Consider the following 25545-nt stretch of genomic DNA (forward strand, 5'->3'; position numbering starts at 1 on the left):
ACACCGCGAATCGACTGCCGGTGCGCCGTTAGCCTCGGCGTAACTCGCCGTCTCGTCGGCGTTCCGGAAGCGGTCGCGGTCCGCGGGAGCGCCTCGCCGGTCGGGCCCGACCCTTGGGGACGCCGGCCCGGCGACCGACTCGGCCACGGGCGGTGACGTCCGCCGCGCCGCCGGTCGTCGCGTCGCCGCTCGAGTTCCGACAGCTGGTTTCGTTACGTTACCTACTTCGAATCGGAACCTATTTGCACGCCTCCCGATAAGACGGGTAGTAGCTCTCACCATGTCGTCTATCCACTCCCAGCCCGACACCGTCGAGGAGAAGAACCCCGGCGCGTGCCCGGTGGTCGAGGCCATCGAGCAGATCGGCTCGAAGTGGCGGCTCGTCGTGCTCAACGACCTCCACGAGAGCGGCGAGAAGCGGTTCAACCAGCTTGAGCGCTCGACCGGCGCCAGCTCCCGGACGCTCTCGCGCGTCCTCGACGACCTCGAGGAGGCCGGGCTGGTGAACCGCCGGGTCGAGGACAAGCCCATCGCCACGTACTACAGCCTGACCGAGAAGAGCCGCCAGCTCTGCCCCGTCTTCGAGGAGCTGGAGTCGTGGGCCGACGAGTGGCTCGACGCCGGTCAGACCGGCGACTGACCCCCGAGCGACCGACGACGCTCCCACGCCGACCGACCTCGAAACGACGTTCCCGCGCGGGCCGACCCTCCCGCGCCAAACGGAACTGTTTATCCGCCCGCCGCCCCGACTCCCCGACGATGACCGACGAGGAACTCATCGCGGCGCTCCGGGACGCCGACGCGGTCGAGTACGGCGAGTTCGAGCTCTCGCACGGCGGGACCAGCGACTACTACGTCGACAAGTACCTCTTCGAGACCGACCCCGACTGCCTGGAACTGATCGCCGAGGCCTTCGCCGAGCGCGTCGGCGACGAGAAGCTCGCGGGCGTGGCGCTCGGCGGCGTCCCGCTGGTGGCGGTCACCAGCGTCGAGACCGGCAACCCGTACGTCATCGCCCGCAAGCAGCAGAAGGAGTACGGCACGGCCAACCTCGTCGAGGGCCGCCTGGAGGAGGGCGAGGAGGTCGTCGTCCTCGAGGACATCGCCACCACCGGCCGGAGCGCCGCCGACGCCGTCGAGGCGCTGCGGGACGCGGGCGCGACGGTGAACCGGGTGCTCGTCGTGGTGGACCGCGAGGAGGGCGCGGCCGAGAACCTCGCCGACCGCGACGTCGAACTCGAGTCGCTGCTGACCGCGAGCGACCTGCTCGACGCCGAGTAGCCGCGACGCGGCCGCCCTGCGGACCGTCGCTCCGTCCGTACCGTCGCCGTTACGAGTCCCCACGATCGCCCAATCGTGCCGACCACGATTACGCAGTTCTGCGGAAATCGGCTCGCCCGGCTATCGAGGTATTCAAGTTCGTGGGATGATTCGGCCGAGACATGAACCGCGCAGAGAAGGCGACCCTCCAGCTGCAGGCGGTCGCCGTCCTCCGGATGCTGAAGCAGACCCGGACCTACGACGAGCTCGCGGCGGTGACGGGGCTCCCCGCCGGCGACCTGAACCGCTACGTCAACGGCCACGTCCTCCCGAGCGTCGACCGGGCGAAGGAGATCGTCGGCGGCGTCGGCCGCGAGGAGCTCGCCGCCGAACTCGAGGCCCGGATCCGGGTCGACGACGAGGGGTACGTCGACAACTCGGGGGTCGTCTTCGACCAGTCGTTCCTCGACCTGGTGGCCCCGGTGGCGGCCGAGACCTTCGACTTCGACCGCCCGGACGTGGTGTTGACCGCCGCGACCGACGGCATCACCCTCGGCGCAGCGATGGCGGGGTACTTCGACGCCCGGATCGCCTACGCCAAGAAGTCCAAGGAGACCGCCGTCGAGGAGTTCATCGAGTCGCGCCAGCGCCTCCAGTCGGGCATCGAGCTCACCTACTACCTGCCGGCGTCGGCCATCGACGCGGGCGAGACCGTGCTGGTGGTCGACGACCTCATCCGGTCGGGCGAGACCCAGGAGCTGCTGCTGGACATCGTCGACCGGGCCGACGCCGCGGTCGGCGGCGTGTTCGCGCTCATCGCGGCCGGCGACGAGGGGCTGGAGCGGGCGAAGAGCCGGACCGACGCGCCGGTGGGCGCGCTGACGACGTACGAGGAGTGACCTCCGCGGCTGCCGGGACGATTCTCCGCGATACGTCACCGTCCGTCCCATTTGCGGACGTCCACCCAGTTTACGGACGCCCACCCAGTCCACGGACGTCACCCCCGCGAACGTGAGCACGTCCGTGTTGGATTTCGGATTTCCAACCGGTCAGAGGCCCAGAATTGATGCACGGTTGTGCACAATTGGGTGTCTGCGATGAGAATACTTAAATATCCTCTCGCGAGTATGCCCACTCGTGCATCATGGGAATTGAAGAAACGAGCGACGCGCGCTCCGATTCGGGCGTGACCGGCGCGCTCGCGGAGTACTTCGGCTTCGAGGAGCACGGCACGGACCTCCGGACGGAGGTCCTCGCGGGGCTGACGACGTTCCTGACGATGAGCTACATCGTCGTGGTCAACCCCGACATCCTGGCGCAGGCCATCCAGCTCCAGAACTACTCGGCCGCCCAGACCGAGTCGATGCTGGCGGTCGTCACCCTCATCGCGGCCGCCGTGGCGACGCTGATCATGGCGTTCTACGCGAACCGACCGTTCGCGCAGGCGCCCGGCCTCGGCCTGAACGCGTTCTTCGCGTTCACGGTCGTCCTCGGCATGGGCATCGCGTGGCAGGTCGCGCTCGCGGCCGTCGTCGTGGAGGGTATCATCTTCATCGCGCTCACGGCGATCGGCGCGCGCGAGTACGTCATCCGGCTGTTCCCCGAGCCCGTGAAGTTCGCGGTCGGCACGGGTATCGGCCTGTTCCTCGCCATCATCGGCCTCGAGGCGATGGGCATCATCACGGGGGAGGGCGGCACCATCGTCGCGCTCGCCCCGATCGGCCAGAGCCCGGTCGCCGTCGTCTCGGTCGTCGGGCTGTTCCTCACCTTCGCGCTCTACGCCCGGGGCGTCCCCGGCTCGATCATCCTCGGCATCCTGCTCACGACCGGCATCGGCTACGGCGCCGAGTGGGCCGGCCTCGTCGCGCCCAACACGCTCACCCCCGGAGCGGCCGCGACCACCTACGACATCACGCCGCTCGCCGGCGCCTTCCTCGAGGGGCTCCGCGACATCGAGGCGTTCTCGTTCGCGCTCGTCGTCTTCACGTTCTTCTTCGTCGACTTCTTCGACACCGCGGGCACCCTGACGGGGGTCTCCCAGATCGCGGGCTTCCTCGACGAGAACGGCCACCTCCCGGACATCGACCGGCCGCTGATGGCCGACGCCGTCGGCACCACCGTCGGCGGGATGCTCGGCACCTCGACGGTCACGACCTACATCGAGTCGGCCTCCGGCGTCGAGGAGGGCGGCCGCACCGGGATGACCGCGCTGACGGTCGGGATCCTGTTCCTGGTCTCGCTGGTGTTCGTGCCGGTCGCCGCCGCGATCCCGATGTACGCCTCCCACATCGCGCTGGTCGTCATCGGCGTCGTGATGCTCCAGAACGTGGTCGACATCGACTGGGACGACGTCACCAACGTCGTGCCCGCCGGCCTGACCATCCTCGTCATGCCGTTCGCCTTCTCCATCGCGTACGGCATCGCCGCGGGCATCGTCTCCTACCCCATCGTCAAGCTCGCCGCGGGCGAGCGCGAGGACGTCCGACCCGGCCACTGGATGCTGGCGGCCGCGTTCGTCGTCTACTTCTTCGTCCGGACCAGCGGCGTCCTCCAGGCCAGCGTCTGAGCGTCGCTCGATTCTCGCTCTCCCTTCTCCGCGTCCGCCGGCTTCGCCCCGTGCGAGTCGTTGTCTTGCCGAGAAACAGTTATGTCGTCGCACGTCGATGTACACCTTCGACGATGGACGAATACGAGCGCTCCGAGACCGACGACGGACCGATCGCCAAGATATACTACGCCGACGAGGAGGCGACGAAGGTCGACGCCGCCTTCGTCATCGAGGACTGGGACTGGGTGGTCGGGTTCAACCAGGTCGCCACCGACGAGTACGACTACGTCTCGATCCCGGTCGAGAAGGTCATCGGCGTGATGTCCCCGGAGTACACCTCCTTCTCGCGTAACGGCAGGCGCGTGACCGCCTACGGCGTCGGCGACGAGGAGGCCGCGACCTTCGCCGACCGCCTGCCGGTCTGACCGCCGCGCCCCAATTTTAATCCCCGCCGCCTGCGTGGCATCCGACATGAACCGCCCCTCACTCGACGCCCTCCGCGGGGTTCCGCGCCGGTGGCTGGTTCGGGGCGCGCTCGCGCTGGTCGTGCTGGCGCTGGTCGCGCCCGCCGCCATCTCGGGCGCGACGTTCCTCGTCACGAGCGAGGACCCGACCAACCTCCGGGCGTCGGTCGACGACCCCGCGAACGGCACCACGGTCATCTCCATCCAGGGCTTCCACTTCCAGGGGATGGCCAACGCCAACAAGCCCGCCCGCCTGATCGCGGTCGGACCCCGCGGCGAGGTGCAGTGGGTCCACAACGGCTCGGGGTTCGACGCGCGGTGGTTCTACGACGTCGACCCGCTGCCCGACCGGAACCTGCTGGTGACCGCGACGACGCCGAACGCCACGCTGGTGTACGAGTTCGACCCCCAGACGCGCGAGCGGGTCTGGACCGAGCGCCTTCCCATCCACGACACCCACGACGTCGACCTGATCAACGGCGACCAGCTGCTCGTGGCCAACATGCGCGAACCGGCCCACGGCGACCGCATCTTCGTCTACAACAGGACCACCGACGAGACGGTCTGGGAGTGGGAGTTCGCCGCTCACGGCTACCCCGAGTCGGGCGGCGGCGGCCCGAAGGACTGGACCCACGTCAACGACGTCGACAAGATCGCCGACGGCGAGTACCTGGTCTCGCCCCGGAACTTCGACCAGGTGATCGTGGTCAACCGCTCGACGGACGAGGTCACGATGCAACTGGGCAGCGACGGCAACCACTCGGTCCTCTACGAGCAGCACAATCCCCAGTACCTCCGCGGAGCGAACGGGACGCCCACCGTGCTCGTGGCCGACAGCGAGAACGACCGCATCGTGGAGTACGCCAGGACGGGCGGGAACGCGACGGCGGGCGGAAACGCGACCTCTACCGGGAACGCGACGACCGGCGGCGCCGCGAACGGGAGCGCGTGGACCCGGACCTGGAGCGTCGGCACGCGCGGGCTCAACTGGCCGCGGGACGCCGACCGGCTGCCGAACGGCAACACGCTCGTCGTCGACACCATGCACCACCGCGTCGTCGAGGTGACCCCGACCGGCGACGTGGTCTGGGAGTTCCACGCGCCGTGGGCGCCCTACGACGCCGAGCGCATCACCTACGGCGACGAGGCCGGCGGGCCGACCATGCGCGAACTCGGCGCGACCGGCGACTACGACCTCAGCGGGAGCCGGCTCGCGGTCGGCGGTGACACCAAGACGGTCTCGTTCTGGCTGGCCGCGGCGTTCGAGGGCACGCCGGTGGCCGCCGAGGCGAACCACGCCGCCCGGCTGTGGGCCCACGTCACGCCGTGGATCCGCCCGGTCTGGATGTCGAGCTGGGAGTTCCTCGGCGCGGTGCTCGCGGGCGGACTGGTCGTCGTCTGGGGGCTCGGCGAGGCGGTGTACCAGCGCCGCCGCATCCGGCGGGGCGTCTCCCGGGTCGTCAGCCGAGTGCGCCGGCCTGCGGAGTGAGGAACGGCACCGCGAGGGCGAATTGAAGGGCTTCCGCTCGTTGGAACCTTCTTTCCGGCGCACGCCGGCGCGGCCGGTCAGTGGCCGCGCCGATGCGTGCGAGGGATGAGGGCCGCAGGGAGCGAAGCGACCGAGGACCGCAAGCGGCTGGGGAGGCGCGAGGCCCGCGGTCGCGGTTGCGGGGCTGTGCGGTATATTTGTGCCGGCAGTAGCTAGCTATCTCTTATCCGTCCCCGTTCTGCCACCTTTTGAGTATCTCCGCCGTCTCGCTCCGAACTCTCGTCACGCGCTTCCGGCACCACCACGTTCTTACCCGCGACGTGCCTACGAGCAGACATGGCGAACCTCGAACTGTACGAACTCCAGGGCTGCCCGTACTGCGCGAAGGTCAAGGACAAGCTCGACGAGCTCGACCTCGACTACGAGTCCCACATGGTGCCGAGCTCCCACGCCGAGCGCGACGAGGTCGAGGAGGTCAGCGGCCAGACCGGCGTCCCCGTGCTGGTCGACGAGGAGAACGACGTCGAGGGGATGCCCGAGAGCGACGACATCGTGGAGTACCTCGAAGAGACGTACGGCGACGGCGCGGCGTAGCGACACGCAGCGATTTCCGCTTCTCGCAGTCGAACGGTCCGTGACGAAGTAGCCGCAGGGACTACCGACCGGTAGATTACCCAGAGAGCGATCGTTCGATGGCGAGGCCGCTACGGCGCGGTCACGCCGGCTTCTCGCCGCGCTCGCGGATGAGGTCCCGGAGCTCGTCGGGGTCGTCGATGTCCTCGAGCTCCTCGCGCTCGACCAGGCCGGTGCTGTCGACGCTGTCGCGCTTGGCCTCGTCGACGAAGTAGACCGAGCGCGTCCGGGCGACCTGCCCGATGGAGGACATGATCCGGGCGCGCTTCTCGGCAGCCTTGGTGAACGCCGAGTGGCCGGTCAGCACGTTCTCGTGGCTGTCCTCGTCCTCGCTGACCGTCTTGAACGGCGCGCGGACCGTGGGGTGGACCTCGAAGCCCGCGCGGGTCAGCACCGTGACGATGTGCTCGTCGTCGCGCTCCGGTTCGGGGTCCTCGGGCGTCGGCTCGCCCTCGCGGACCTCCTCGGCGCCGTCGAGCACGTCCACCGGGCTTGTGAGGTCGCCGTCGAACATCTCCTCGAGCTCGAGCGCCACCTCGACGCTGGCGTTCATCCCGTCCTCGTACTTCGAGACGGTGCGCCGCGAGACGCCGAGTTCGCTGGCCAGCCGGCCCAGGCTCCAGTCGCGCTCCTCGCGCTCGTCGCGCAGGACGTCGCCGTCGATGTTGACGTAGAGGCCGCCCGGCGCGGCGTACACCAGCGGCGCCATCCCCTCGACGAACAGTTCCATGGCGGTGTCGGGGCTCAGGACCGGGACGCCGTGCCGGAAGTAGACCACGCCCGGCTCCAGCTCCTCGTCGCGGGTCCGAAGGCCGACGACGACCGGGGTCGCGCTGAGGTACTCCCCGAGCCGCCGCATCTCCAGGCCCGTCTCCCCGTCGAACGCGTCGACGTTCGCCAGTATCTTCAGCAAGAGCAGGTCTGCGCCGCGCCGCGCGGCCACGTCGAAGCTCTTGGGTCGAATCGCGCACCGGTCGCTAACGGTGAACCCCGCGTCCTCCAGCATTGCGGTCACGTTCCCGACCAGTGCAGACCGGGACATATCCGCATGTAAGTGATTCCCCTATATATGCATTGTGACGACCCCACCCCGACGGCTGCTTGCGATTGGCCGGGGAGGGAACGGTAGCTTGATTACAGAAGACGGGGCGGGTCCGAAAGTCGTTAATCCGACACGGCCCTACCCGAGGCAGTGACAGTCATCGGCGTCGACGACACCGACTCCCGCGAGCGCGGGATGTGCACGACCTACCTCGCGGCCCGCCTGGCCGAGCGACTGCGCGACGCGGCCGGCGAGGACGCGACCGACGCCGCGAGCGTCGAGCGCCTGCTGCTCGTGCGGCTCAACCCCGCGGTCGAGCACAAGACCCGCGGGAACGCCGCGCTCGCGGTCCACACCGACGCCGACCCCGACGACGCCCTCCGCGTCGCCCGCGAGGAGATCGACGCGGTCGCCGAGACCGACGACCCCCGGACCAACCCCGGCCTGGTCGTCGCGCCGGGCGACCCCGACGACGTCCCGAACGGGGTCGCCGACTTCGCCCGCGCGGCGGTTCGGGACCACCTCTCGGTCGCGGACGCCGACGATCGCATCGCGGCCGCGGGCTACCGGAGCGCGGGGTGGAAGCTGGGCCGCGGGAAGGTCGGCGCGCTGGCGGCGGTCGGCGCCTGGGCGGCCTTCGGGGCGGGCGAGGACGCGGAGGGCGAGGGCGGCAGCGCGAACGGCGACGCCGGCGACGCGACCGACCCGTGGACCTACGAGTGCATCTCCTACCGCGAGCCCGACCGGGTCGGCGCGCCGCGAGAGGTCGATGCCGAGTCCGTCTTCGAGGCCGCGAACGACGCCTACCCCGCCGCCTGGGACACCGTCGACCGCGAGACCGGCCAACTGGTCTGCGTCCCGCACACGCCCGGCCCCATCCTCCACGGCATCCGCGGCGACGACCCCGATGTCGTCCGCGCGGTCGCCGAGGCCATCGAGAGCGAACCCGTCTCGCGCCGCGCGGTGTTCGTCACGAACCAGGGTACCGACGCCCACCTCCGGGACGCCGCCCTCGCCGACGTCGAGGACGGTCGGGCCTACCGGGTGGACGGGACGGTCGCCGACGCGCCCGAGACCCGACGCGGCGGCCACGTCTTCTTCTCGCTCCGGGACGCCGGGTCGGACCCCGACTCCGGATCGGCGAACTCCGACTCCGAATCGGCGAACTCCGACTCCGGCGCGGAACTCCGGTGCGCCGCCTTCGAGCCCACCAAGCGCTTCCGGGACCGGGTCCGGGCGCTCCGGCCCGGCGACCGCATCACGGCCTGCGGGGAGGTGTCGGACGGGACCCTCAAGCTGGAGAAGTTCGCGGTGCGCGAGCTGGACCGGACCGAGCTCGCCACGCCCGACTGCCCGGAGTGCGACCGGTCGATGGAGAGCGCGGGCGCCGGCCAGGGCTACCGGTGCCGGGACTGCGGGACGACCGCGCCGGGGAAGGTCGAGCGCGCGGTCGACCGAGAACTGGCGGTCGGCTGGTACGAGGTGCCGCCCGAGGCTCGCCGGCACATCGCGAAACCGCTGGTCCGGGGCGGGTTCGACGCGCCGGTCCACCCCGAGAAGTAGTCAGCCGAGCGCGTCCAGTGCCGACGCCACGCGGTCGCGGACGTGCGGTCGGAGGTCGTGCTCGTCGGCGGCCAGTTCGTCCGCGTCGAAGAATCGGACCTCGGTCGCGTCCGTTCCGGCCGAGGGCTCGCCGGCCGTCTCGGACGCCCGGACGGCGAACCCGACGTTGAGCACGTACTTCTCCCCCGTCGAATCGAGGAGGTCGGTCTCGACGAGCGTCAGGTCCTCGGGGGCGACCGACACGCCCGCTTCCTCGCGGAGTTCGCGGGCGGCGCCGACCCGCGGGTGCTCGTCGGCCTCGAGGTGACCGCCGGGGACCGTCCACTCGCCGGCCCCCGGCGGGGCCGCCCTGCGGACGAGCAGCGCCGACTCGTCGCGGACGACGGTCACGTCGGCTCCCGGCGTGGGGTTGTGGTACACGACGCGCTCGCAGGCGGGACAGTATCGGCGCTCGCGGTCGTCCGTCCGACGGTCCGCGAGTTCGCCGCCGCAGTACGGACAGTAGTCGGCGACCTCCTGCGTCATCTGTCGACTCATCGAAGTATCCGCTCATAGGCGTTACTGAATCGCCGAGAAGACCTCCGCCCCTCCTACCCCAGCCGCTCCCACGCCTTCTCGAAGCGCTCGCCGTGCGGCGGGTGGAACGCCTCGCCGGTCCGGGCGAACGACTCGGGGGTGAACCAACCCACGTCGGCCACCTCCGGACCGGCCGCCGGTTCTCCCTCGGTCGCCTCGCGCCGGACAGCGAACCCGATCGAGACGATGCGCTTGCCCTCGAACTGGTCGGCCGCGAACGTGTCGAGCAGGACGAGGTCGTCCGGGTCGACCCGGACGCCGGTCTCCTCGCGGAGCTCGCGGGCGGCCGCCTCCCGCGGCGACTCCTCCAGTTCGAGGTGGCCGCCGGGGACCGCCCAGTCGCCGACCCCGGGTTCGACCGCGCGCTCGGTCAGCAGCACGCCCGCGTCGCCGACCACCGCGACGCCCGCGGTTGGCGCGGGGTTGCGCCAGACGACCCGGTCGCAGTCGGGGCAGTACTTTCGCTCGCGCCCCTCGATTTCCCGTGCGGCGAGTTCGGTCCCGCACTGCGGGCAGTAGGTCGCCGGGTAGGTGGTCATCGAGCGTCGGCCCCCGTCACGATTTCAGCCCGCTCCCGGTCAGCGGAACGACCACGTCGTCGTCCGCGTCCAGCACCCCGCGCTCGCGGTAGGCGGCCACGGCGGCCGGCGCGACCGCCGAGGTCGGTTCCACGTAGAAGCCGGCGCGGCGCAGCCGGTCGAGCGCGGCGTCGACCGGCTCCTCGTCGAGGGCGATGGCGTCGCCGCCGGTCTCCTCGACGGCGTCGAGGATCTGGTCCTTCCGGACCGGGTCGACGATCTGGATGCCGTCGGCGGTCGAGTTGTCGCCGTCGGCCGCCTCGGCGCCGTGCAGTTCCGCCGCGATAGGTGCGTAGCCGGCGGCCTGCGCGCCGAGCAGCGTCGGCATCTCGTCGGTCCAGCCGGCCTCCTTCAGGGCGCGGAAGCCGCGGTAGGCGCCGAGGAAGAGGGTGCCGTGGCCCAGCGGCGTGACCACGGCGTCCGGCACGTCCCAGCCGCGCTGGGCCGCGACCTCGAAGGCGACGGTCTGGGTGCCCGCGAAGAACGCGGGGTTCCAGGCGTGGCTGGCGTACCAGCCCGCCTCGTCGGCTGACTCGACGGCTTCGATGCAGGCGTCGGTCACGTCCTGCCGGGTCCCTTCTACCTGCACGGGCGTGGCGCCGACGCGCTCGATGGCCGCCAGCTTCGATTCCTTGGCGTCGGCCGGCACGTAGATGTCGGCGTCGACGCCGGCCCGGGCGGCGTACTGGGCGATGGCGGCCCCGGCGTTGCCCGAGGAGTCCTCGACGACCTTCCGGACGCCCAGTTCGGCGGCCCGCGAGAGGGTCGCGGTCGCGCCGCGGTCCTTGAAGCTCCCCGAGGGGAAGACGTACTCCAGCTTGAACCGGACGTTCGCGTCCCAGTCGCCGGCGGAACCCGAATCACCTTCGGCGTCGACCAGCGGCGTGAATCCCTCGCCGAGCGTGACGCGGGGCGAGACGGGCAGGAACTCCTCGAAGGCCCACAGCCCCTTCCGGGTGTCCAGTTCCGCGAAGTCGGGCGCGGGGCCCTCGGGGAGCGGTCGCTCGGCGAACTCCAGCGGGCGGCCGCAGTCGCAGCGCCACGGTTCGTCCGGGCCGGCGTCGTAGCGCCGGCCGCAGTCCGGGCAGGCGAGGTCGGTCGGCATGTCCGTCAGTGCCGCAGCCACGAACCAATAGTTGTCGAAGGGAGCGCGCTATCGCCGGTCAGAACTCGTCGACGTCGGTCCCGACCGAGCAGACGTACTCGCCGGTCGCGACCTGCGGGAGCCGGCGCGAGCGCCAGAAGATGCCCCTGTCGTCGGCGGTCACCTCGGCCTTGAGCTGGCCGAACGGGTCGGTCACCTCGAAGACGACGTCGCCGACCTCCACCCGGTCGCCCAGGTCCTTCCGGAACCGGACCAGCCCGCCCGAGGGCGCGCCGTAGCGGTCGAAGCTCGTGGCGCGGGTCTGGGGCCGGAGGTCGACGTCGCCGTCGAGGAACCCGTAGTACCGCAGCACGTTGAACAGCCCCTCGACGCCGTACCGGATGCTCTCCTCGTTCCAGCCGACGCAGCCGCCCAGCTCCGGGTCGACCGTCGGGATGCCCTCGTCCGGGCCGACGCGGGCGAGCTGGCCCTCCGGGCCCTTCTGGTCGAGCACGTGGCCGCAGCCGAACACCTTGGCGAGCTCCAGACACTCGTCGTGGAGGCGGTGGCGCTGGCCGCACCGGACCCGGACCTCGTTGAGCATCCGGCTCGTCGACCCCTGGTGGAGGTCCAGAATCAGGTCCGCGCGGGTGGCCGCCTCGAAGGTGGCGGCCGCGATGCGCTCGCTGGAGGTCCCCGACTCGTCGCCGGGGTAGGTGCGGTTCATCTTGGTGTCGTCGATGGGGTTGCGGTGCTCGGCCACCTGGAACGCGTGGTAGTTGACGATTCCGGTGACCAGTATCGTGCCGGAGAGGTCCTCGGGCGAGATGCGCGGAATCGCCCGCTGTATCACGCCGAGCCCGTTGAGTTCGTCGCCGTCGCTGACCGCCTGGACGTACAGCGTCGGGCCGTCCTCAGCGCCGTTGACCACCGCGACCGGCAGGCCGAACTCGCCGCCGTCGCGCGTTTCGCCGACCTGCAACCGCCCGGTGTCGACCTCGCCGGGCGCGGCACTCGCCGTTCCGAGCGTCGTCATTACCCATAACCGACGGCTACACGCCCTTTAGCGGTTCGGTCTGACCGTCGCCGGAGTTGCTCCGTCGACGTTGAACCGACCTCGAGATGCGCAGGCACGCGAGCCACCGAGCCTCCGGTCGGACGAGACCTCGAACCCACGGTCGGACGAACCTCCGAACTTCCGGTCGGACGAGCCACCACTGGTATGTCCGCTCGCGTGGTAGCCGAACGCACACTATGGCGGGGGACCAGTCAGCCGAGATCACGTTCAACGGGGCCGAGACCGACGTCGTGCTGGACGCGCTCCGGCGCCACGAACCGGGGGCGACCGACGCCACCGAGGACGAGCTCGACGACCTCGAATCCCGGTTCGACCGCGACCTCGACGACGCCGAGAACGCGACCGTCGAGCTGAACCGGGGCGACGCGACCGTCGTCCTCTCGGCGCTCAACGAGTCGGAGGTGCTCGCCGACGAGCGCGACACCGAGCGCATCGCGTCGCTCCGCGAGCGACTCGCCGAGGAGTTCGACCTGGAGGACGACCGGCCCGAGCCGGCCGAGCCGATGGAGGACGAGCAGTACTCCGGCGGGACGTAGCGCCGGGGTCCGGCGACGGCGGGCTCGCCGACGCGAGCGCCTCGCCGGCGCGTCCCGTCGGCCGCCGCGACCTCCGGAGCCGTCCCCTGTCGTCCGTAGACGAACGTAGCGCCGTCACCCCGGGAGTTTTGTCGGTCGGTTTCCACCTCCCGCACATGGCGACCGACCGCGAGCGCGCCGACCCCTTCGCGGCGTTCCGGCAGTTCTTCGCGCTGGAGCGGGACGTCCTGGTGCTCTCGCTGGCGATGTTCGCGTTCAGCCTCGGCTTCCAGATGACCGGCCGGTACATGGGCCGGTACCTGGGCGTCCTCGGGGCGAGCAGCCTGGTCATCGGCCTCTACGGGAGCCTCGGCAACCTCATCGGCGCGGTGTACCCCTACCCGGGCGGGGCGCTCTCGGACCGCGTCGGCTCGCGGACCGCGCTGACCGCGTTCGGGCTGGCCTCGACGCTGGGCTTCCTGCTGTGGTTCCTCGCGCCCGAGTTCGACGTCCTGCCGGTTCCGGGCTGGGCGTGGATCTTCGTCGGCCTGCTGCTCGCGCAGGCCTGGAAGTCGTTCGGCCTCGGCGCGACGTTCGCCATCGTCAAGCAGAGCGTCCCGCCCGCGGAGCTGGCGACCGGGTTCGCCAGCACCGAGACGTTCCGCCGGACCGCGTTCCTGCTCGGCCCGCTGATCGCGGCCGGGCTACTGGCGATGTACGAGTTCGCGGTGGGCTTCCGCTACGTGCTGGCGGTCGCGGCCGGGTTCGGCCTGCTGGCGACCGTCGCCCAGCACCTGCTGTACGACGCCTCCCGGGACTCGCTCGGCAAGGAGTTCGAGGGCGTCGCCCAGATTATAGACGACCTCCGGGGGATGCCGGCAGTGCTCCGGCCCCTGCTCGTCGGCGACACCCTCGTCCGGTTCGCCAACGGGATGGTGTACGTCTTCGTCGTGCTCGTGGTGACCCAGTACCTCGAAGTGAGCGCGACCCTCCCCGTCGCCGGCTATCTCGGCCCCGACGCCTTCTTCGGGGTGCTGCTCGCGGTGGAGATGGCGGTCGCGCTGGTCGTGATGATCCCGGTCTCGAAGGCGGCCCGGCGGGTCGGCCTCAAGCCGGTCGTCGCGCTCGGCTTCGTCGTCTACGCGGTGTTCCCGGCGCTGCTGGTCAACGTGCCCGCCGACGGCCTGACGGTCGCGGGCGTCCACCTCTCGGAGACCGCGCTGGTCACCGCCCTGTTCGCGGTCTCGGGGCTGCGGTTCGCCGGGCTGCCCGCCCACAAGGCGCTCATCGTCGGCCCGGCCGAGGAGGACGCCGGCGGCCGGGTGGTCGGGTCGTACTACCTCGCGCGCAACGCCGTCGTCGTCCCGAGCGCGGCGGTCGGCGGGTGGATCTACGGCTTCTCGCCGCCGCTGGCGTTCGGGCTGGCGACCGTCGTCGGCCTGGCCGGGACGGGCTACTTCCTCGTCTTCGGGAAGGAGCTCCCGGCGTACCGGTGAGGGTTGTCGCTCGGGTCCTACTCTCCGGAGCGCTCCGCGTCCCCTTCGAACCCGCTGCCCGCCCGCGACAGCGCCTCCCTCGTCTCCGCGGCGAGCCGCTCGGTCAGCTCCGCGGCCGAGACCACCGACTCCGTGAGGCCGGCGCTCTGGCCGGCGTACAGCGGGAGCGCCTCGACGTCGCCGGTCGTCCCCGGGACCGCCAGCGAGTCCTGGTAGCGCACGACGGGCTCGCCGCCGGGGGTCTCGGCGACGACCTCGCCCTCGCCCGGTCGCTCGCCGCGGGGCGGGCCGCCCGCCGCCTCCCAGTCGTCGACCGTGGCGTTCCGGAGGACGCGGTGGGGCACGTCGGGCCACCCCTCGTCGAACAGCGTCCCGTAGTAGGTGTCGGTCTCGGCGGCGTCGACGACGCGCTCGCGGTACCGGTCGTGGACCCGGGCCTCCGCGGTCGCCACGAACCGGGTGCCCAGCCACGCCGCGTCGGCCCCGAGCGTCAGCGCCGCGGCGATGCCCCGACCGTCCGCGATGCCGCCGGCCGAGACCACCGGGACGTCGACCGCGTCGACCGCGCGGGGGACCAGCGGCATGGTCGCGACCTCGCTCTCGACGTGGCCGCCGGCCTCCCAGCCCTGGGCGACCACCGCGTCCGCGCCGGCCCGTTCGGCTTCGCGGGCGGCGTCGGCGCTCCCGACCGACTGGAGGACGACGCCGCCGGCGTCGCGGACGCGCTCGACGTGGTCGTCGGCCGGGCCGAACGAGAAGGAGACGACGTCGACGCCCTCGCCGAGACAGGCGTCGAGGTGGTCCCCGGTGGAGACCGTCTTCGCGTCGTCGTCCAGCACGACGTTCACGCCGAACCGGCCGTCGGTCAGGCGGCGCGTCTCGCGGACGACCTCGCGGGTCTCCTCCGGGCTGCGCCACGTGATCGCGAGCATCCCGAGTCCGCCGGCGTCCGCGACCGCGGCGGCGAGTTCGGGACAGGTCGCGCTCCCGATCGGCGCCTGGACGATCGGCACGTCGAGGTCGAGCAGGTCGGTGAACCGGGTGTCGAGCGGGGCCATCTCTCGGTCGGAGCTACCGCGACCGGCCGGAAAAAACGCCGGGTCGTCGGCCCGCCGGCGCGCTGTCGCCGGAGCGGCGAGTGTCGCCCGCCGACCCGGCCGTCGCGAGGCCGCCGACCGAGCGAGCGCCGGGTTGGAAGTCACCCCTCGGCGCTCGGCCGGCCGTCCGCGACGAGCGGGTCCCCTTGGGGACGCCACAGGTCCGGTCCTCGGCCGTTGGAAAACGGCCGCCTGCATGCGATTTTCTCCGATCCGGTTCGTACTCATTACACTGTTCCGACGTAAATATAACATGGCTGGCCATGAGGTGTTTATGCCCAAACGTCTTCTACTACCAACCGGGAGCGGCGCGATGCTCCCGTGATTCCAATGTCAGCAGGACAAGACGAAGGCGGTAACGAGATGCAGGACGAACTGGAAGCGATGGCCATCTGGGAGTCGCACCTCGAGCGCGCCGCCGACAAGTGGAAGCAGGGCGTCACCGAGAGCCAGGACGACTACCGACGCGGCCTGGCCAACTTCCTCGGGGTCTCCGAGAACGACATTTCGCAGAACGTCTCTCACCGCTGGGACGAGAGCGTCGAGCAGATGAGCCCCGAGGAGTTCCGCCAGTCCATCGAGGGCGAGGGCGCCGACTGGCTGGTCAACCTCTACGAGGGCGTAACCGGCAACCAGGCGCCCGACCGCGTCCAGCAGGCCGCCGAGCAGATCGAGCAGGAGCTCCAGACCCGAGCCAGCGACGACGCCTCGGGCGAAGAGCTCATCAGCCACGTCCGCGAGGAGATCCGCCAGCGCGCCCACCAGACCCACGGCGACACGCAGACCCAGCAGCAGGGATAGCGCCCGACTCTCGGAACCGCCGCAGCCGGGACGCCTTCCCCGAGGTCTCCGGTTCCGCGACCGCCGGTTCGCGGTGACGGCCCCCGAACCGACGCACCTTTTGTTCGGCCGCGGCAACGTCCGCGCATGTCCGGGAACGTCCCCGAGCGACCGCGGGCGAACTTCGCGGCGGCGCTGAACGTCCGGCGGAACGCCGTCCGCGGGTTCGCGTTCAGTCTGCTGTTCACCGCGGCGGTGCTCGCGCTGTTCGTCTTCGTCCCGGGGACGAACCGCCCGGTGGTGTACTACCTGGGGCTCGGGTTCGTCCTGGCCGCGGCGCTCGGCGCGCTGACGACGACGGTGCTGACGCTGCTGTCGGCCTACCGCCTCGCCCGGGAGACCGACCTCGACTAGCCCGCTCGCGGCGATTTCCGTGCGACGACGGCTCCGACAAATCCTGGAATCCCGGCTCCGCGCGGCGATACCGATTCTAATGAGTCAAATCTGTTAAATTAAACATTTAATACGAATCGGCGTCACCCTCGGGCCATGCGCGAGTACCTCTACCTGAGCGCCGCCATCGCCGCCGAGGTCACCGGGACGACCGCGCTCAAGTTCTCCGACGGGTTCTCGAACCCGCTGCCGTCGCTGGTCGTCGTCGCCGGCTACCTCGGCTCGTTCTACCTGCTGAGCCTCACGCTCCAGGAGCTCCCCATCGGGCTGGTGTACGCCACGTGGTCGGCGGTCGGCATCGTGGCGGCCGCCCTCGTCGGCGTCGTCCTGTTCGAGGAGTCGGTCGACGCGGCCGGGCTCGCGGGGATGGCGCTGATCATCGCGGGCGTCGTCGTGCTGAATCTGCTCTCGGAGTCGTACTCGCCGGCCCACTGAGCGCCGCCGAACCGCGTCGGCGGCCCGGACCCCGCCCTCGATTCCGCGGCGCCGCTATCGGCCCGACTCCGCGGAGTACTCGTCGCCGGTCAGCTCCGCCAGCCGCTCGGCGCCCGACCGGGTCCCCTTGGCGATGAACACGTCGCCGGCCCGCAGTTCCGTGTCGGGGCCGGGCTGGATGACCCAGTCGCCGCCGCGCTCGCCCCGGTCGTCGCCCGGGCGCCGGACCGCGATGACCCGCATCCCGGTCTCGGTCTTGACCTCGCGGGCGCCCAGGGTCACGCCGTCGAACTCGCTGCCCGGCGCGACCGTCAGCCGGACGATGACCTCGTCGCTCTCCTCGACGGCCTGCTCGACGACCGGGTGGGTGCCCAGCCCCCGGAGCACGCCCTCGCTGATCTCGACCGCGGCGTCGCTGACCACCTCCGTGGCGTTGGCGAGGTGGACCAGCCCCCGGAGCGAGACCGGGTCCTCGACCCGGGCGGCCGCACGGAGGGTCCAGGCCTCGAACCGCGACTGGAGCGCGTCGACCTCGGCCTCGAGCTCCACGACCTCCTCGGCGACCGCCGCGCTGTCGAAGAGCACGCTGCCGTACGCGAGGTCGACCGCGAGCTCGCTGATGTTCTTCATCAGCACGATGGAGTCGACCGCGCGCTCGAGGTCCTCGATGCCGGGCTCGGGCGGCTCGGGCGGTTCGTAGTCCGCGCCGGTGGCCCACCGATACACCTCCGCGATGCCGTCGTCGGGGCCCCGCAGGAGGACGGTGTCGCCGGCCTCCAGCGCGGTGTCGCGGTCGGGGTTGGTGATCCAGTCGTCCCCCCGGTGGATGGCGATGACCCGCACCCCGGTCTCGGTCTCGACGTTGGCCGCGCCCAGCGTCCGGCCCGCGAGCTGCGAGTCGGGGGCGACCTCGGCGCGGACGAGCGTCTCGACCGCCTCGGGGAGCGCGGCCCGCATCGCGTCGGGCAGCCCGATGTCCTCGAGGACGACCTTGGCGATGTCGCCGGCGGCGTCGCTGATCTTCTCGGCCGCGCCGACCACGCCGAGCACCGGCGCGAGCTGCTCGGCGTCCTCGGGGTTCCTGGCGGCCATCAGCAGGCTCATCCGGGCCCGCATCTGGAGCACGTCCATCCGGGCCTCGAGGTCGAGCACCTCCCGGGCGATGTCGTCGCTCCCGTTGAGCACGGCGGAGAACGACAGGTCGATGAGGAGCTCGGCGGTGTCCTTCATCTCCGACAGCACCGCCTTGACGCTGACGGGTTCGTACGTCACCTCGCCGCCCGTCCGGTCCATGGCGTGGAGTTGTGCGTCTCGGGATAAAAACGTTCGTAGCCGACCGCCCGGCCCCGACTCCTCGGAACCGAGAGGAAAGATAATGCTTTTCCGGTCCTGCCGAGAAGTATCAGGGTATGTCAGACGAGGTCAAGAAAGGGCTGGAGGGCGTCGTCGTCGCAGAATCGGGACTCAGCTTCATCAACGGCGACGAGGGACGCCTCATCTACCGCGGCTACGAGATCGAGGACCTCGCCCGGAACGCCAGCTACGAGGAGGTGCTCTACCTGCTCTGGCACGGCGAACTCCCCACGCGCGACGAGCTCGAGGAGTTCTCCGCGTCGATGGCCGCCGAGCGCGCCGTCGACGACGACGTGCTCGACACGGTCCGGAAGCTCGCGGAGGCCGACGAGCAGCCGATGGCCGCGCTCCGGACCGCGGTGTCGATGCTCTCGGCCTACGACCCCGACGACTCCGAGGCCGACCCCACCGACCGCGAGGTCAACCTCCGGAAGGGCCGGCGCATCACCGCCAAGATGCCGACCATCGTGGCGGCGTTCAAGCGCATCCGGAACGGCAACGACCCCGTCGAGCCCCGCGAGGACCTGAGCCACGCCGCCAACTTCCTCTACATGCTCAACGACGAGGAGCCCGACGACGTCCTGGCCGAGACGTTCGACATGGCGCTGGTGCTCCACGCCGACCACGGCCTGAACGCCTCGACGTTCTCCTCGATGGTGACCTCCTCGACCCTGTCCGACCTCCACAGCGCCATCACCAGCGCCATCGGGACGCTGGCCGGCCCGCTCCACGGCGGCGCCAACCAGAACGTCATGAAGATGCTGAAAGAGCTCGACGAGAGCGGCAAGGACCCCAAGACGTGGGTCGACGACGCCCTGGAGCGGGGCGACCGCATCATGGGCTTCGGCCACCGGGTCTACAACGTCAAGGACCCCCGCGCGAAGATCCTCGGCGAGAAGAGCGAGGAGCTCGGCGAGGCCGCCGGCGACACCAAGTGGTACGAGATGTCGGTCGAGATCGAGGAGTACATGCAGAACCACAAGGGCCTGGCGCCCAACGTCGACTTCTACTCGGCGTCGACCTACTACCAGATGGGCATCCCCATCGACCTCTACACCCCCATCTTCGCGATGTCGCGGTCCGGCGGCTGGATCGGCCACGTGCTCGAGCAGTACGAGGACAACCGGCTCATCCGGCCCCGCGCGAAGTACACCGGGTCGGAGCACGAGGACTGGGTCCCGCTCGACGAGCGGTAAGACGGCGAACAGCCCTACCGCGAGCGAACGCTGTGAGCGAGCGGACCGAGGGAGGACCACCGGGACGACCGACGGCTTTTGATCAACCTTTTGCCAGCGACGGAGCGAGCGAAGCGAGCGACGAGCGCAGCAAAAGGTTGCGGACGACCGCCTCATCCGGCCCCGCGCGAAGTACACCGGGTCGGAGCACGAGGACTGGGTCCCGCTCGACGAGCGATAAGACGGCGAACAGCCCTACCGCGAGCGACCCGCGACGCCGGCCAGCTACCCCCGACCCGCGACGCCCGGTCGTTCTCGAACGGAACGACCCGTCGTTCGGTTCACCGCCCGGTCGCGGAGCGCGGCGACGTGGACCTCGCCGTCGCCCTGCCGCGTCGCGTACTCTATCTCGTAGACGAGCGTCGAGTTCTCGACCTCCAGCGACACCTGCGTGACGCTCGACGCCGTCACGCTCTCGTTCCGGACGGCCTCGACGGCCTCGACCGCCGAGCGCATCGCCGAGACGTTCCGGGTCCGGTTGACCGGCAGGAGCGCCTCGGACGCCCCGCCGCCGAGGACGCTCCCGTCCTCGACCCGGCGTACCGCGCCGGTCGCGACGTGGACGTCGACCTCGAACCGCGCCCCGTCCGCGCGCAACACCTCCACCTCCCACACCGGCGTCCCGTCGTTGCGCTCGCGCTCCACGCCGATGGCCGTGCCGTTCGTCGCGTTCTGGGCCGCGACCATCGCGTCGACCGCGGTCGCGTTCCGGGCCGCGTCCGTCGCCGATGCGGGGCGCGCCGAGATCTCTCCGGTCGCGGTGGACGCGACCGCAGGGGTCGCCGCCGCGACCGGTGGTCCCACCACGAGCAGGAGTACGAGTCCCAGTCCGAACAGTCGATTGCGTGTCATTCCGTTCACCGGCCTCGATTGTCGATAGTGGCCCGGACTCCTGCAAAGTAGTGGCGGCCGCGCGGCCTCGCTCCGGGCTCGCACCCGTTCGGCGCTCCCTCGCTCGTACATCGTGGCTTCCCCCGCTCGTGCATCGTGGCGGTCGCCTCCGCGGCCCAGTCGCCCCGCCGGAACCACGCGCCGCCGGCCCAGCGTCGTCCAGACGTAGTCGCCGAGGATGCCGGCGTAGGCGCCGGCGACGCCGAAGCCGAGGCCCACGCCGACCAGCCACGAGTTCCCGAACATGACCATCCGACCGTGAACATAACCATCCGACCGTGAACAGGCCCGTCCCGGGGTGCGCGCGACGAGCGGGGTCCGGACGTCGCCGCCGCCCCGGAGCGACGTACGGAGTCCCCGTCCGTGGGCGCGACGTCGAGTGGACCGGAACGCGCAAGCCGGTCGGCGTCCCAGGGTGGCGCATGGACGTCTTCGTCTACGGGACGCTGACCGACCCCGGGCAGGTGGCCCGCGTCGTCTCGGCGTTCGAGTTCCGCGGCGACGCCGTCCTGGCCGGACTCCACCGCGTCGACGGCGAGTATCCCACGCTCGCACCGGGCGGGACGGCGGCGGGGCGCGTCCTCCGGACGCCCGAGGTCGAGGCGCTCGACGCCTACGAGGGGGTCGACGCCGGCCTGTACGTCCGGGTGCCGGTCCCGCTGGTCGGCGGCGAATCGGAAGCGGACTCCGACGGCGAGTCGGCGCAGCGCGTCGACGTGTACGTCGGCGACCCGGACCGGCTTGGCGCCGACGTCGAGTGGCCGGGCGAGGCGCCGTTCTCCGACGCGGTCGAGCGATTCTGTCGCGAGAACGAGGTCGTAGTTCAACTGCGACCGCGATAACGGCCAATAGGTTTATATGATGAACGCAACGTGTGCCGTCCGTCAGACGAGCGTCTCATCACGCCGCTGTCCTGTACTTTCACTTTCACCGCGTCCACCGGGGCTTTAAGTCCCTCCCCTGCGACTCTCCGAGTGCGCGTCACACGCTTCGCGCCCACTTCCCCTTTCCCCCTGTTCCAGGACGGACAGCGTCGACTCCGGAGACGCCGCGGGTCGGACGCCGACCGCCTGCGGGAGTGGTTTCAGTTGAAAAAGGGTTAAAGAGATACCCGGATTAGAGTGCGGTATGATAGATCTCTCGGACGTCCTCGACGCCCGCGTCCGCGTCGAGGAGACGGCGCGGCGGACGCCGCTCGACTACTCCCATACCTTCTCGGACATGACCGGCGCGGAGGTCCACCTCAAGCTGGAGACGTTCCAGCGCACGGGGTCGTTCAAGATCCGCGGGGCGACCAACCGGATCGCGACCCTCTCGGACGACGAGGCGGCCGCGGGCGTCGTCACCGCGAGCGCGGGCAACCACGCCCAGGGCGTCGCGCTGGCCGCGACCCGGAGCGGCGTCGACGCGAAGATCGTGATGCCCGAGAACGCGCCCATATCGAAGATCGAGGCGACCCGCGACTACGGCGCGACGGTCGTGCTCCACGGCGACGACTACAACGAGGCCCAGGCGAGGGCCCACGAGATCGAGCGCGAGGAGGGCCGGACCTACGTCCACGCCTTCGACGACGAGCTGGTAATGGCCGGCCAGGGGACCATCGGCCTGGAGATCATCGAGGACCTCCCCGAACTCGACACGGTCGTCGTCCCCATCGGCGGCGGCGGGCTCATCGCGGGCATCGCGACCGCCGTCAAGAAGCAGAAGCCCGCGGCCCGCGTCGTGGGCGTCCAGGCCGAGGGCGCCGCCAGCGCGGCCGAGTCGCTCCGGAAGGGGGAGGTCCACACCCTCGACGCGGTCGACACCATCGCGGACGGCATCGCCACCCGGAGCGTCGGCGGCAAGCCCTTCGAGGTCATCGAGGAGCGGGTCGACGAGGTCGTCACGGTCTCGGACTCCGAGATCGCGGTCGCGGTCACCCATCTGCTCGAACGCGCCAAGACGCTCGTGGAGGGCGCGGGCGCGGTTCCGCTGGCGGCCCTGCTGTCGGGCGCCATCGAGTACGAGGCCGACGAGGTAATCGTCCCGGTGCTGTCGGGCGGCAACATCGACATGAACACGCTCACGACCGTCATCATGCGCGGGCTGGTCGAGACCGGCCGGTACGTCAAGCTCCGGACCGTGCTCAAGGACCGGCCGGGCGCGCTCGACGACCTCATCGACATCATCTCGGCCCGGCGGGCCAACATCTACGGCATCCAGCACGACCGGACCTCCCGGGACATCGCGATGAACGCCGCGGAGGTGGAACTCGACCTCGAGACCCGCGGCCAGGCCCACGTCGAGGAGCTGCTGGCCGCCCTCCGCGAGGAGGGGTTCGACGTCGCGGTGCTGGCGTAGGACGGGCCCGGTGCCCCCGGCCGAGAGCGGGGTTGCCCAGGTTTAAGTTACAGCGCGTGAACAAAGCGATATGAAGCGCATCATCAGCACCCAGGACGCGCCGGAGGCGGTCGGCGCGTACAGCCAGGCGACGACGAACGGCGACGTGGTGTTCACCGCGGGCCAGATCCCGATGACGCCCGACGGCGACCTGCTCGACGACGAGGAGATCGCGGTCCAGACCCGCCAGAGCCTCGAGAACGTCAAGGCCATCCTCGAGGAGGAGGGCCTGACGATGCAGGACGTGCTGAAGGTCACCGTCTTCCTCGACGACATCGACGACTTCGACGAGATGAACGACGCCTACCGGGAGTACTTCCAGGACAACCCGCCGGCCCGGAGCGCCGTGGAGGCCGGCGGCCTCCCGAAGGGCGTCGGCGTCGAGATCGAGGCCATCGCCGCGAACGACTGACACTGTCGGCTGTAAGTACGTAAAATCCCAACTATGCTCGTTTCACGGACTTGTACGGCATCTCTGGGCGACCCTCGGGTCGTCGAATTACAGCCGACAGCATGAGATGACGCTGGAGCTGGGTCCGGTCCGCCCGCGCGTGAAGGCCAGCGTCCTCTGGGGCGTGGTCGGCCTGCTCACCTTCCTGGTCGCGCTCCAGGGCTACGAACTCGCGACGGGGTACCGCTACCCGGTCGCGGTCAAGGCCGGCGTCGCGCTGGCGGTCGGCGTCGGCGCGACCGGCCTCTCGTACCTGGTCGAGGGGCGGCTGTTCGCGTAGAAAGGAAGATTTAAACGCGGGACGGGACTACGAATCACCGCGGGCCGGGATGGCCGAATGGCAAAGCGCACGCCTGGAAAGCGTGTCCCCTTACGGGGTTCTGGGTTCAAATCCCAGTCCCGGCGTCTTCTCTGCGAACACCACGGCGAGCAGCCCGTCTGCTCGCCAACTCCGTGAGCGGAGATCGCCACCGGGCTGGATTTGAACCCCTGCCAGTCACAGCCCCTGCAGCGAGCGAAGCGAGTGAGCAGGACTGTCTGGCTCCGGGTTCAAATCCCAGTCACGGCGCTTTCAGCCGCTCACCGCTCGTCGTCGAACGTCGAGTCCGGCAGTCTTCTCACGTCGGCTACATAACCGCAGTTCGGTAAGCGGCGCTACAGAAATATAGTTCAGATTACAGTTATGGGCGCGGCGGCCCTCCGTCTATCTGTGATGAGATCCGAACTGCCCCACGACCCGCCGCGGCACCGCGACCCGGCCTACACGCGCGGCGTCGGCGCTTCGCTGCTGGCGTCGGCGCTGCTGGCGCTGGCGATAGTCGTCACAGTAGTGGCCCTGAGCTACCCGACCCTCACTGCGGGGACCGCGGTGCTCGCCGCCGCCGCGCTGCTGACCGCGCGGACCGCCCGCCGCGCTCGCCGGACCCGCCGGCGTACCGGTCGCATCACGGTCTGCGTTCCGAAGACCGGTCTCTGCGTCCAGGTCTGATCCCGTCGCCGCTGGCGGCCGCGGCCCTCCGCGCTCCTTTAAGTGCCTCTGGCGACAAGGGGTAGATACGAGGAAGATTCTCCGGAGCCTGATCCCGCCGAGCCGCGGGTCTCCGACCTGTTCTGCGTCGGTCAGTCCGCGCGCAGCCCCATCTTGAGCGCGCGCTCGGCGACGTTCCCGCCGTGCTCGGCCGTCCTGTCGAGCGCGTCCATGACGAGCGCCGCGTGGTAGGGGTCGACCTCGTCGGCGTCGAACGGGGGCCGCGCCGGCAGGTCGAGGTCGTCGGCGAGGGCCTCCCGCCGGTCGAGCGCGTCGTAGGCGGTCTCGGGGGCGCGGCCGTTGATGGTGGCCTCGACCGCGCGCTCGACCACCCGGCGGGAGTCGCGGGCGTAGTCCGACAGCGCCGACGCGGCCGCCCCGGTCGGCGGGTCGTCGAGCTCCCGCGCGACGGCCGCGACGCGCTCGGCGCAGGACGCGACGCCGACGAGCTCGCGGGCGATGGCGAAGTAGTCCAGCGCGGTCCGTCGGTCGACGTCGGGTCGGTTCGGGCCAGGGGGTAGCCCGACTCGGCGCTCGACGCACCGCCCGACCAGCGCGAACTGGCGGGCGACGTCGTCGGACTGGCGGGCGACCTCCCGGGCGCGGTCGGCGTCGCCGTCGAGAACCGCGCCGGTCGCGGTCCGGTGCATCGAGAGCGCGACGTACCGCAGGTTGAGCACCGTCTGGCCGATCGCGAGGTCGCCCGAGCGCCGCACGCCCCGGAAGGCGACGCGGTCGGCCGTCTCTTCGGCGACCTCCAGCCCGACGAGGTCGCCCGCGGCGGCGGTCATCGCCCGGCGCTCGGCCGACGAGAACCGGTCGTCGGTCCGCAGCGCGAACCGGTCGGCGCCCGCGAGGTAGAGGGCCGCGACCGCCCGCGAGAGCCGGTCTGGCGGCACGTCGTCGGCCGACACGTCGAGCTCCTCGGTCGCGTCGCCGCGCTCGGTCGTCCGGAGGACGAGCGTGCCGTCCTCGTGGGGGTAGAGGTACACCTCGCGGCCGGCCTCGAGCCCGTTGTCGGTCGCCCAGTCCTTGGGCAGCGACACCGAGAACGACGAGCCGCCGACCGACTGGACCTTCCGGGAGACCTCGGTCTCGGGTGTCGAGCTGCTCATGGT

28 protein-coding genes and 1 tRNA gene are annotated in these 25545 nt (G+C 70.7%); 20 read left to right on the top strand and 9 right to left on the bottom strand.

Features of this window, described 5'->3' with window-relative positions:
- Positions 1-280: 280 nt before the first annotated feature.
- From ACQUQF_RS18985 to ACQUQF_RS19015, 7 genes are all read left to right on the top strand, one after another.
- Positions 281-640 carry a winged helix-turn-helix transcriptional regulator gene (locus ACQUQF_RS18985; protein WP_435180705.1) on the top strand — a complete coding sequence of 120 codons (360 nt, stop codon included), beginning with the start codon at positions 281-283 and terminating at the stop codon, positions 638-640.
- A gap of 119 nt (positions 641-759) precedes the next feature.
- Complete coding sequence (pyrE, locus tag ACQUQF_RS18990) at positions 760-1281, top strand: orotate phosphoribosyltransferase (protein ID WP_435180706.1); 522 nt, start codon at positions 760-762, stop codon at positions 1279-1281.
- Between the two features lie 161 nt (positions 1282-1442).
- Positions 1443-2159 (top strand): phosphoribosyltransferase family protein, encoded by a 717-nt coding sequence (locus ACQUQF_RS18995; protein WP_435180707.1) that lies wholly within the window; start codon positions 1443-1445, stop codon positions 2157-2159.
- A gap of 245 nt (positions 2160-2404) precedes the next feature.
- On the top strand, positions 2405-3826 hold the full coding sequence (locus ACQUQF_RS19000) for an NCS2 family permease (RefSeq protein ID WP_435180708.1): 1422 nt from the start codon (positions 2405-2407) through the stop codon (positions 3824-3826).
- Positions 3827-3939: 113 nt separating this feature from the next.
- Complete coding sequence (locus ACQUQF_RS19005) at positions 3940-4233, top strand: hypothetical protein (RefSeq protein ID WP_435180709.1); 294 nt, start codon at positions 3940-3942, stop codon at positions 4231-4233.
- A 46-nt stretch (positions 4234-4279) separates the two neighbouring features.
- Positions 4280-5761, top strand: a complete 1482-nt coding sequence (locus ACQUQF_RS19010) for an arylsulfotransferase family protein (protein ID WP_435180710.1) — start codon at positions 4280-4282, stop codon at positions 5759-5761.
- Positions 5762-6097: 336 nt separating this feature from the next.
- Complete coding sequence (locus ACQUQF_RS19015) at positions 6098-6355, top strand: glutathione S-transferase N-terminal domain-containing protein (protein WP_435180711.1); 258 nt, start codon at positions 6098-6100, stop codon at positions 6353-6355.
- A gap of 121 nt (positions 6356-6476) precedes the next feature.
- Here the strand turns inward: ACQUQF_RS19015 and ACQUQF_RS19020 are convergent, their stop codons facing one another.
- Complete coding sequence (locus ACQUQF_RS19020) at positions 6477-7436, bottom strand: transcriptional regulator (protein WP_435180712.1); 960 nt, start codon at positions 7434-7436, stop codon at positions 6477-6479.
- A 150-nt stretch (positions 7437-7586) separates the two neighbouring features.
- Here ACQUQF_RS19020 and ACQUQF_RS19025 point away from each other — a divergent pair, with 150 nt between their 5' ends.
- Positions 7587-8999 carry a TiaS agmantine-binding domain-containing protein gene (locus tag ACQUQF_RS19025; protein WP_435180713.1) on the top strand — a complete coding sequence of 471 codons (1413 nt, stop codon included), beginning with the start codon at positions 7587-7589 and terminating at the stop codon, positions 8997-8999.
- Here ACQUQF_RS19025 and ACQUQF_RS19030 read toward each other — a convergent pair whose 3' ends face one another.
- The 4 genes from ACQUQF_RS19030 to ACQUQF_RS19045 form a co-directional block, all read right to left on the bottom strand.
- The gene (locus ACQUQF_RS19030; protein ID WP_435180714.1) at positions 9000-9524 is read right to left on the bottom strand and encodes an NUDIX domain-containing protein; all 525 of its coding nucleotides are present in this window, start codon (positions 9522-9524) and stop codon (positions 9000-9002) included.
- Between the two features lie 65 nt (positions 9525-9589).
- The gene (locus tag ACQUQF_RS19035; protein ID WP_435180715.1) at positions 9590-10114 is read right to left on the bottom strand and encodes an NUDIX domain-containing protein; all 525 of its coding nucleotides are present in this window, start codon (positions 10112-10114) and stop codon (positions 9590-9592) included.
- 16 nt (positions 10115-10130) lie between these two features.
- Positions 10131-11258, bottom strand: a complete 1128-nt coding sequence (locus ACQUQF_RS19040; RefSeq protein WP_435180716.1) for a pyridoxal-phosphate dependent enzyme — start codon at positions 11256-11258, stop codon at positions 10131-10133.
- Positions 11259-11316: 58 nt separating this feature from the next.
- Positions 11317-12273 (bottom strand): succinylglutamate desuccinylase/aspartoacylase family protein, encoded by a 957-nt coding sequence (locus ACQUQF_RS19045; protein WP_435180717.1) that lies wholly within the window; start codon positions 12271-12273, stop codon positions 11317-11319.
- A gap of 218 nt (positions 12274-12491) precedes the next feature.
- Between ACQUQF_RS19045 and ACQUQF_RS19050 the strand changes: the two genes are divergently transcribed.
- Positions 12492-12851 carry a hypothetical protein gene (locus ACQUQF_RS19050; protein ID WP_435180718.1) on the top strand — a complete coding sequence of 120 codons (360 nt, stop codon included), beginning with the start codon at positions 12492-12494 and terminating at the stop codon, positions 12849-12851.
- 155 nt (positions 12852-13006) lie between these two features.
- Positions 13007-14326 (top strand): MFS transporter, encoded by a 1320-nt coding sequence (locus ACQUQF_RS19055; protein ID WP_435180719.1) that lies wholly within the window; start codon positions 13007-13009, stop codon positions 14324-14326.
- A gap of 17 nt (positions 14327-14343) precedes the next feature.
- Here the strand turns inward: ACQUQF_RS19055 and ACQUQF_RS19060 are convergent, their stop codons facing one another.
- A complete protein-coding gene (locus tag ACQUQF_RS19060; protein WP_435180720.1) occupies positions 14344-15384 on the bottom strand; it encodes an NAD(P)H-dependent flavin oxidoreductase in 1041 nt (346 codons plus the stop codon).
- Positions 15385-15753: 369 nt separating this feature from the next.
- On the opposite strand from ACQUQF_RS19060, the gene ACQUQF_RS19065 reads away from it, so the two are divergent.
- The 3 genes from ACQUQF_RS19065 (at position 15754) to ACQUQF_RS19075 (ending at position 17091) form a co-directional block, all read left to right on the top strand.
- A complete protein-coding gene (locus ACQUQF_RS19065; RefSeq protein WP_435180721.1) occupies positions 15754-16224 on the top strand; it encodes a hypothetical protein in 471 nt (156 codons plus the stop codon).
- A gap of 126 nt (positions 16225-16350) precedes the next feature.
- Positions 16351-16617 carry a DUF7536 family protein gene (locus ACQUQF_RS19070; RefSeq protein ID WP_435180722.1) on the top strand — a complete coding sequence of 89 codons (267 nt, stop codon included), beginning with the start codon at positions 16351-16353 and terminating at the stop codon, positions 16615-16617.
- A gap of 135 nt (positions 16618-16752) precedes the next feature.
- Positions 16753-17091, top strand: coding sequence for a DMT family transporter (locus ACQUQF_RS19075; protein WP_435180723.1), 339 nt, complete (start codon positions 16753-16755; stop codon positions 17089-17091).
- A gap of 54 nt (positions 17092-17145) precedes the next feature.
- Here ACQUQF_RS19075 and ACQUQF_RS19080 read toward each other — a convergent pair whose 3' ends face one another.
- Complete coding sequence (locus ACQUQF_RS19080) at positions 17146-18384, bottom strand: potassium channel family protein (RefSeq protein ID WP_435180724.1); 1239 nt, start codon at positions 18382-18384, stop codon at positions 17146-17148.
- Positions 18385-18500: 116 nt separating this feature from the next.
- Here ACQUQF_RS19080 and citZ point away from each other — a divergent pair, with 116 nt between their 5' ends.
- Positions 18501-19640 (top strand): citrate synthase, encoded by a 1140-nt coding sequence (gene citZ, locus ACQUQF_RS19085; protein WP_435180725.1) that lies wholly within the window; start codon positions 18501-18503, stop codon positions 19638-19640.
- Between the two features lie 264 nt (positions 19641-19904).
- On the opposite strand, the gene ACQUQF_RS19090 is transcribed toward citZ, so the two are convergent.
- Positions 19905-20816, bottom strand: coding sequence for a PepSY domain-containing protein (locus ACQUQF_RS19090; protein ID WP_435180726.1), 912 nt, complete (start codon positions 20814-20816; stop codon positions 19905-19907).
- A 176-nt stretch (positions 20817-20992) separates the two neighbouring features.
- On the opposite strand from ACQUQF_RS19090, the gene ACQUQF_RS19095 reads away from it, so the two are divergent.
- The 6 genes from ACQUQF_RS19095 (at position 20993) to ACQUQF_RS19120 (ending at position 24388) form a co-directional block, all read left to right on the top strand.
- Positions 20993-21412, top strand: a complete 420-nt coding sequence (locus tag ACQUQF_RS19095; RefSeq protein WP_435180727.1) for a gamma-glutamylcyclotransferase family protein — start codon at positions 20993-20995, stop codon at positions 21410-21412.
- Between the two features lie 286 nt (positions 21413-21698).
- The gene (ilvA, locus tag ACQUQF_RS19100; RefSeq protein WP_435180728.1) at positions 21699-22910 is read left to right on the top strand and encodes a threonine ammonia-lyase; all 1212 of its coding nucleotides are present in this window, start codon (positions 21699-21701) and stop codon (positions 22908-22910) included.
- A gap of 70 nt (positions 22911-22980) precedes the next feature.
- On the top strand, positions 22981-23361 hold the full coding sequence (locus tag ACQUQF_RS19105) for a Rid family detoxifying hydrolase (protein ID WP_435180729.1): 381 nt from the start codon (positions 22981-22983) through the stop codon (positions 23359-23361).
- A 106-nt stretch (positions 23362-23467) separates the two neighbouring features.
- Positions 23468-23680, top strand: a complete 213-nt coding sequence (locus tag ACQUQF_RS19110) for a hypothetical protein (RefSeq protein ID WP_435180730.1) — start codon at positions 23468-23470, stop codon at positions 23678-23680.
- 43 nt (positions 23681-23723) lie between these two features.
- Positions 23724-23805: transfer RNA gene (locus ACQUQF_RS19115), tRNA-Ser, on the top strand.
- Between the two features lie 307 nt (positions 23806-24112).
- Positions 24113-24388: a hypothetical protein gene (locus ACQUQF_RS19120; RefSeq protein WP_435180731.1), complete on the top strand. Its 276-nt coding sequence runs from the start codon at positions 24113-24115 to the stop codon at positions 24386-24388.
- Between the two features lie 131 nt (positions 24389-24519).
- On the opposite strand, the gene ACQUQF_RS19125 is transcribed toward ACQUQF_RS19120, so the two are convergent.
- Complete coding sequence (locus ACQUQF_RS19125; RefSeq protein WP_435180732.1) at positions 24520-25542, bottom strand: PhoU domain-containing protein; 1023 nt, start codon at positions 25540-25542, stop codon at positions 24520-24522.
- Positions 25543-25545 lie beyond the last annotated feature (3 nt).

Origin of the sequence: Halorussus sp. AFM4 (assembly GCF_051194995.1) — an archaeon.
Classification (GTDB): domain Archaea; phylum Halobacteriota; class Halobacteria; order Halobacteriales; family Haladaptataceae; genus Halorussus.

Bases quoted from the DNA above. Each gene is read 5' to 3' on its own strand.
- ilvA (WP_435180728.1), top strand. From the start codon at position 21,699: ATGATAGATCTCTCGGACGTCCTCGACGCCCGCGTCCGCGTCGAGGAG.
- ACQUQF_RS19030 (WP_435180714.1), bottom strand. From the start codon at position 9,524: ATGACGCAGGAGGTCGCCGACTACTGTCCGTACTGCGGCGGCGAACTC.
- ACQUQF_RS19080 (WP_435180724.1), bottom strand. From the start codon at position 18,384: ATGGACCGGACGGGCGGCGAGGTGACGTACGAACCCGTCAGCGTCAAG.
- ACQUQF_RS19005 (WP_435180709.1), top strand. From the start codon at position 3,940: ATGGACGAATACGAGCGCTCCGAGACCGACGACGGACCGATCGCCAAG.
- ACQUQF_RS19110 (WP_435180730.1), top strand. From the start codon at position 23,468: ATGACGCTGGAGCTGGGTCCGGTCCGCCCGCGCGTGAAGGCCAGCGTC.
- pyrE (WP_435180706.1), top strand. From the start codon at position 760: ATGACCGACGAGGAACTCATCGCGGCGCTCCGGGACGCCGACGCGGTC.
- ACQUQF_RS19010 (WP_435180710.1), top strand. From the start codon at position 4,280: ATGAACCGCCCCTCACTCGACGCCCTCCGCGGGGTTCCGCGCCGGTGG.
- ACQUQF_RS19065 (WP_435180721.1), top strand. From the start codon at position 15,754: ATGTCAGCAGGACAAGACGAAGGCGGTAACGAGATGCAGGACGAACTG.
- ACQUQF_RS19020 (WP_435180712.1), bottom strand. From the start codon at position 7,436: ATGTCCCGGTCTGCACTGGTCGGGAACGTGACCGCAATGCTGGAGGAC.
- ACQUQF_RS19095 (WP_435180727.1), top strand. From the start codon at position 20,993: ATGGACGTCTTCGTCTACGGGACGCTGACCGACCCCGGGCAGGTGGCC.
- ACQUQF_RS19120 (WP_435180731.1), top strand. From the start codon at position 24,113: ATGAGATCCGAACTGCCCCACGACCCGCCGCGGCACCGCGACCCGGCC.
- ACQUQF_RS19075 (WP_435180723.1), top strand. From the start codon at position 16,753: ATGCGCGAGTACCTCTACCTGAGCGCCGCCATCGCCGCCGAGGTCACC.
- ACQUQF_RS19035 (WP_435180715.1), bottom strand. From the start codon at position 10,114: ATGACCACCTACCCGGCGACCTACTGCCCGCAGTGCGGGACCGAACTC.
- citZ (WP_435180725.1), top strand. From the start codon at position 18,501: ATGTCAGACGAGGTCAAGAAAGGGCTGGAGGGCGTCGTCGTCGCAGAA.
- ACQUQF_RS18995 (WP_435180707.1), top strand. From the start codon at position 1,443: ATGAACCGCGCAGAGAAGGCGACCCTCCAGCTGCAGGCGGTCGCCGTC.
- ACQUQF_RS19015 (WP_435180711.1), top strand. From the start codon at position 6,098: ATGGCGAACCTCGAACTGTACGAACTCCAGGGCTGCCCGTACTGCGCG.
- ACQUQF_RS19045 (WP_435180717.1), bottom strand. From the start codon at position 12,273: ATGACGACGCTCGGAACGGCGAGTGCCGCGCCCGGCGAGGTCGACACC.
- ACQUQF_RS18985 (WP_435180705.1), top strand. From the start codon at position 281: ATGTCGTCTATCCACTCCCAGCCCGACACCGTCGAGGAGAAGAACCCC.
- ACQUQF_RS19040 (WP_435180716.1), bottom strand. From the start codon at position 11,258: ATGCCGACCGACCTCGCCTGCCCGGACTGCGGCCGGCGCTACGACGCC.
- ACQUQF_RS19105 (WP_435180729.1), top strand. From the start codon at position 22,981: ATGAAGCGCATCATCAGCACCCAGGACGCGCCGGAGGCGGTCGGCGCG.
- ACQUQF_RS19070 (WP_435180722.1), top strand. From the start codon at position 16,351: ATGTCCGGGAACGTCCCCGAGCGACCGCGGGCGAACTTCGCGGCGGCG.
- ACQUQF_RS19090 (WP_435180726.1), bottom strand. From the start codon at position 20,816: ATGTTCGGGAACTCGTGGCTGGTCGGCGTGGGCCTCGGCTTCGGCGTC.
- ACQUQF_RS19000 (WP_435180708.1), top strand. From the start codon at position 2,405: ATGGGAATTGAAGAAACGAGCGACGCGCGCTCCGATTCGGGCGTGACC.
- ACQUQF_RS19125 (WP_435180732.1), bottom strand. From the start codon at position 25,542: ATGAGCAGCTCGACACCCGAGACCGAGGTCTCCCGGAAGGTCCAGTCG.
- ACQUQF_RS19055 (WP_435180719.1), top strand. From the start codon at position 13,007: ATGGCGACCGACCGCGAGCGCGCCGACCCCTTCGCGGCGTTCCGGCAG.
- ACQUQF_RS19050 (WP_435180718.1), top strand. From the start codon at position 12,492: ATGGCGGGGGACCAGTCAGCCGAGATCACGTTCAACGGGGCCGAGACC.
- ACQUQF_RS19060 (WP_435180720.1), bottom strand. From the start codon at position 15,384: ATGGCCCCGCTCGACACCCGGTTCACCGACCTGCTCGACCTCGACGTG.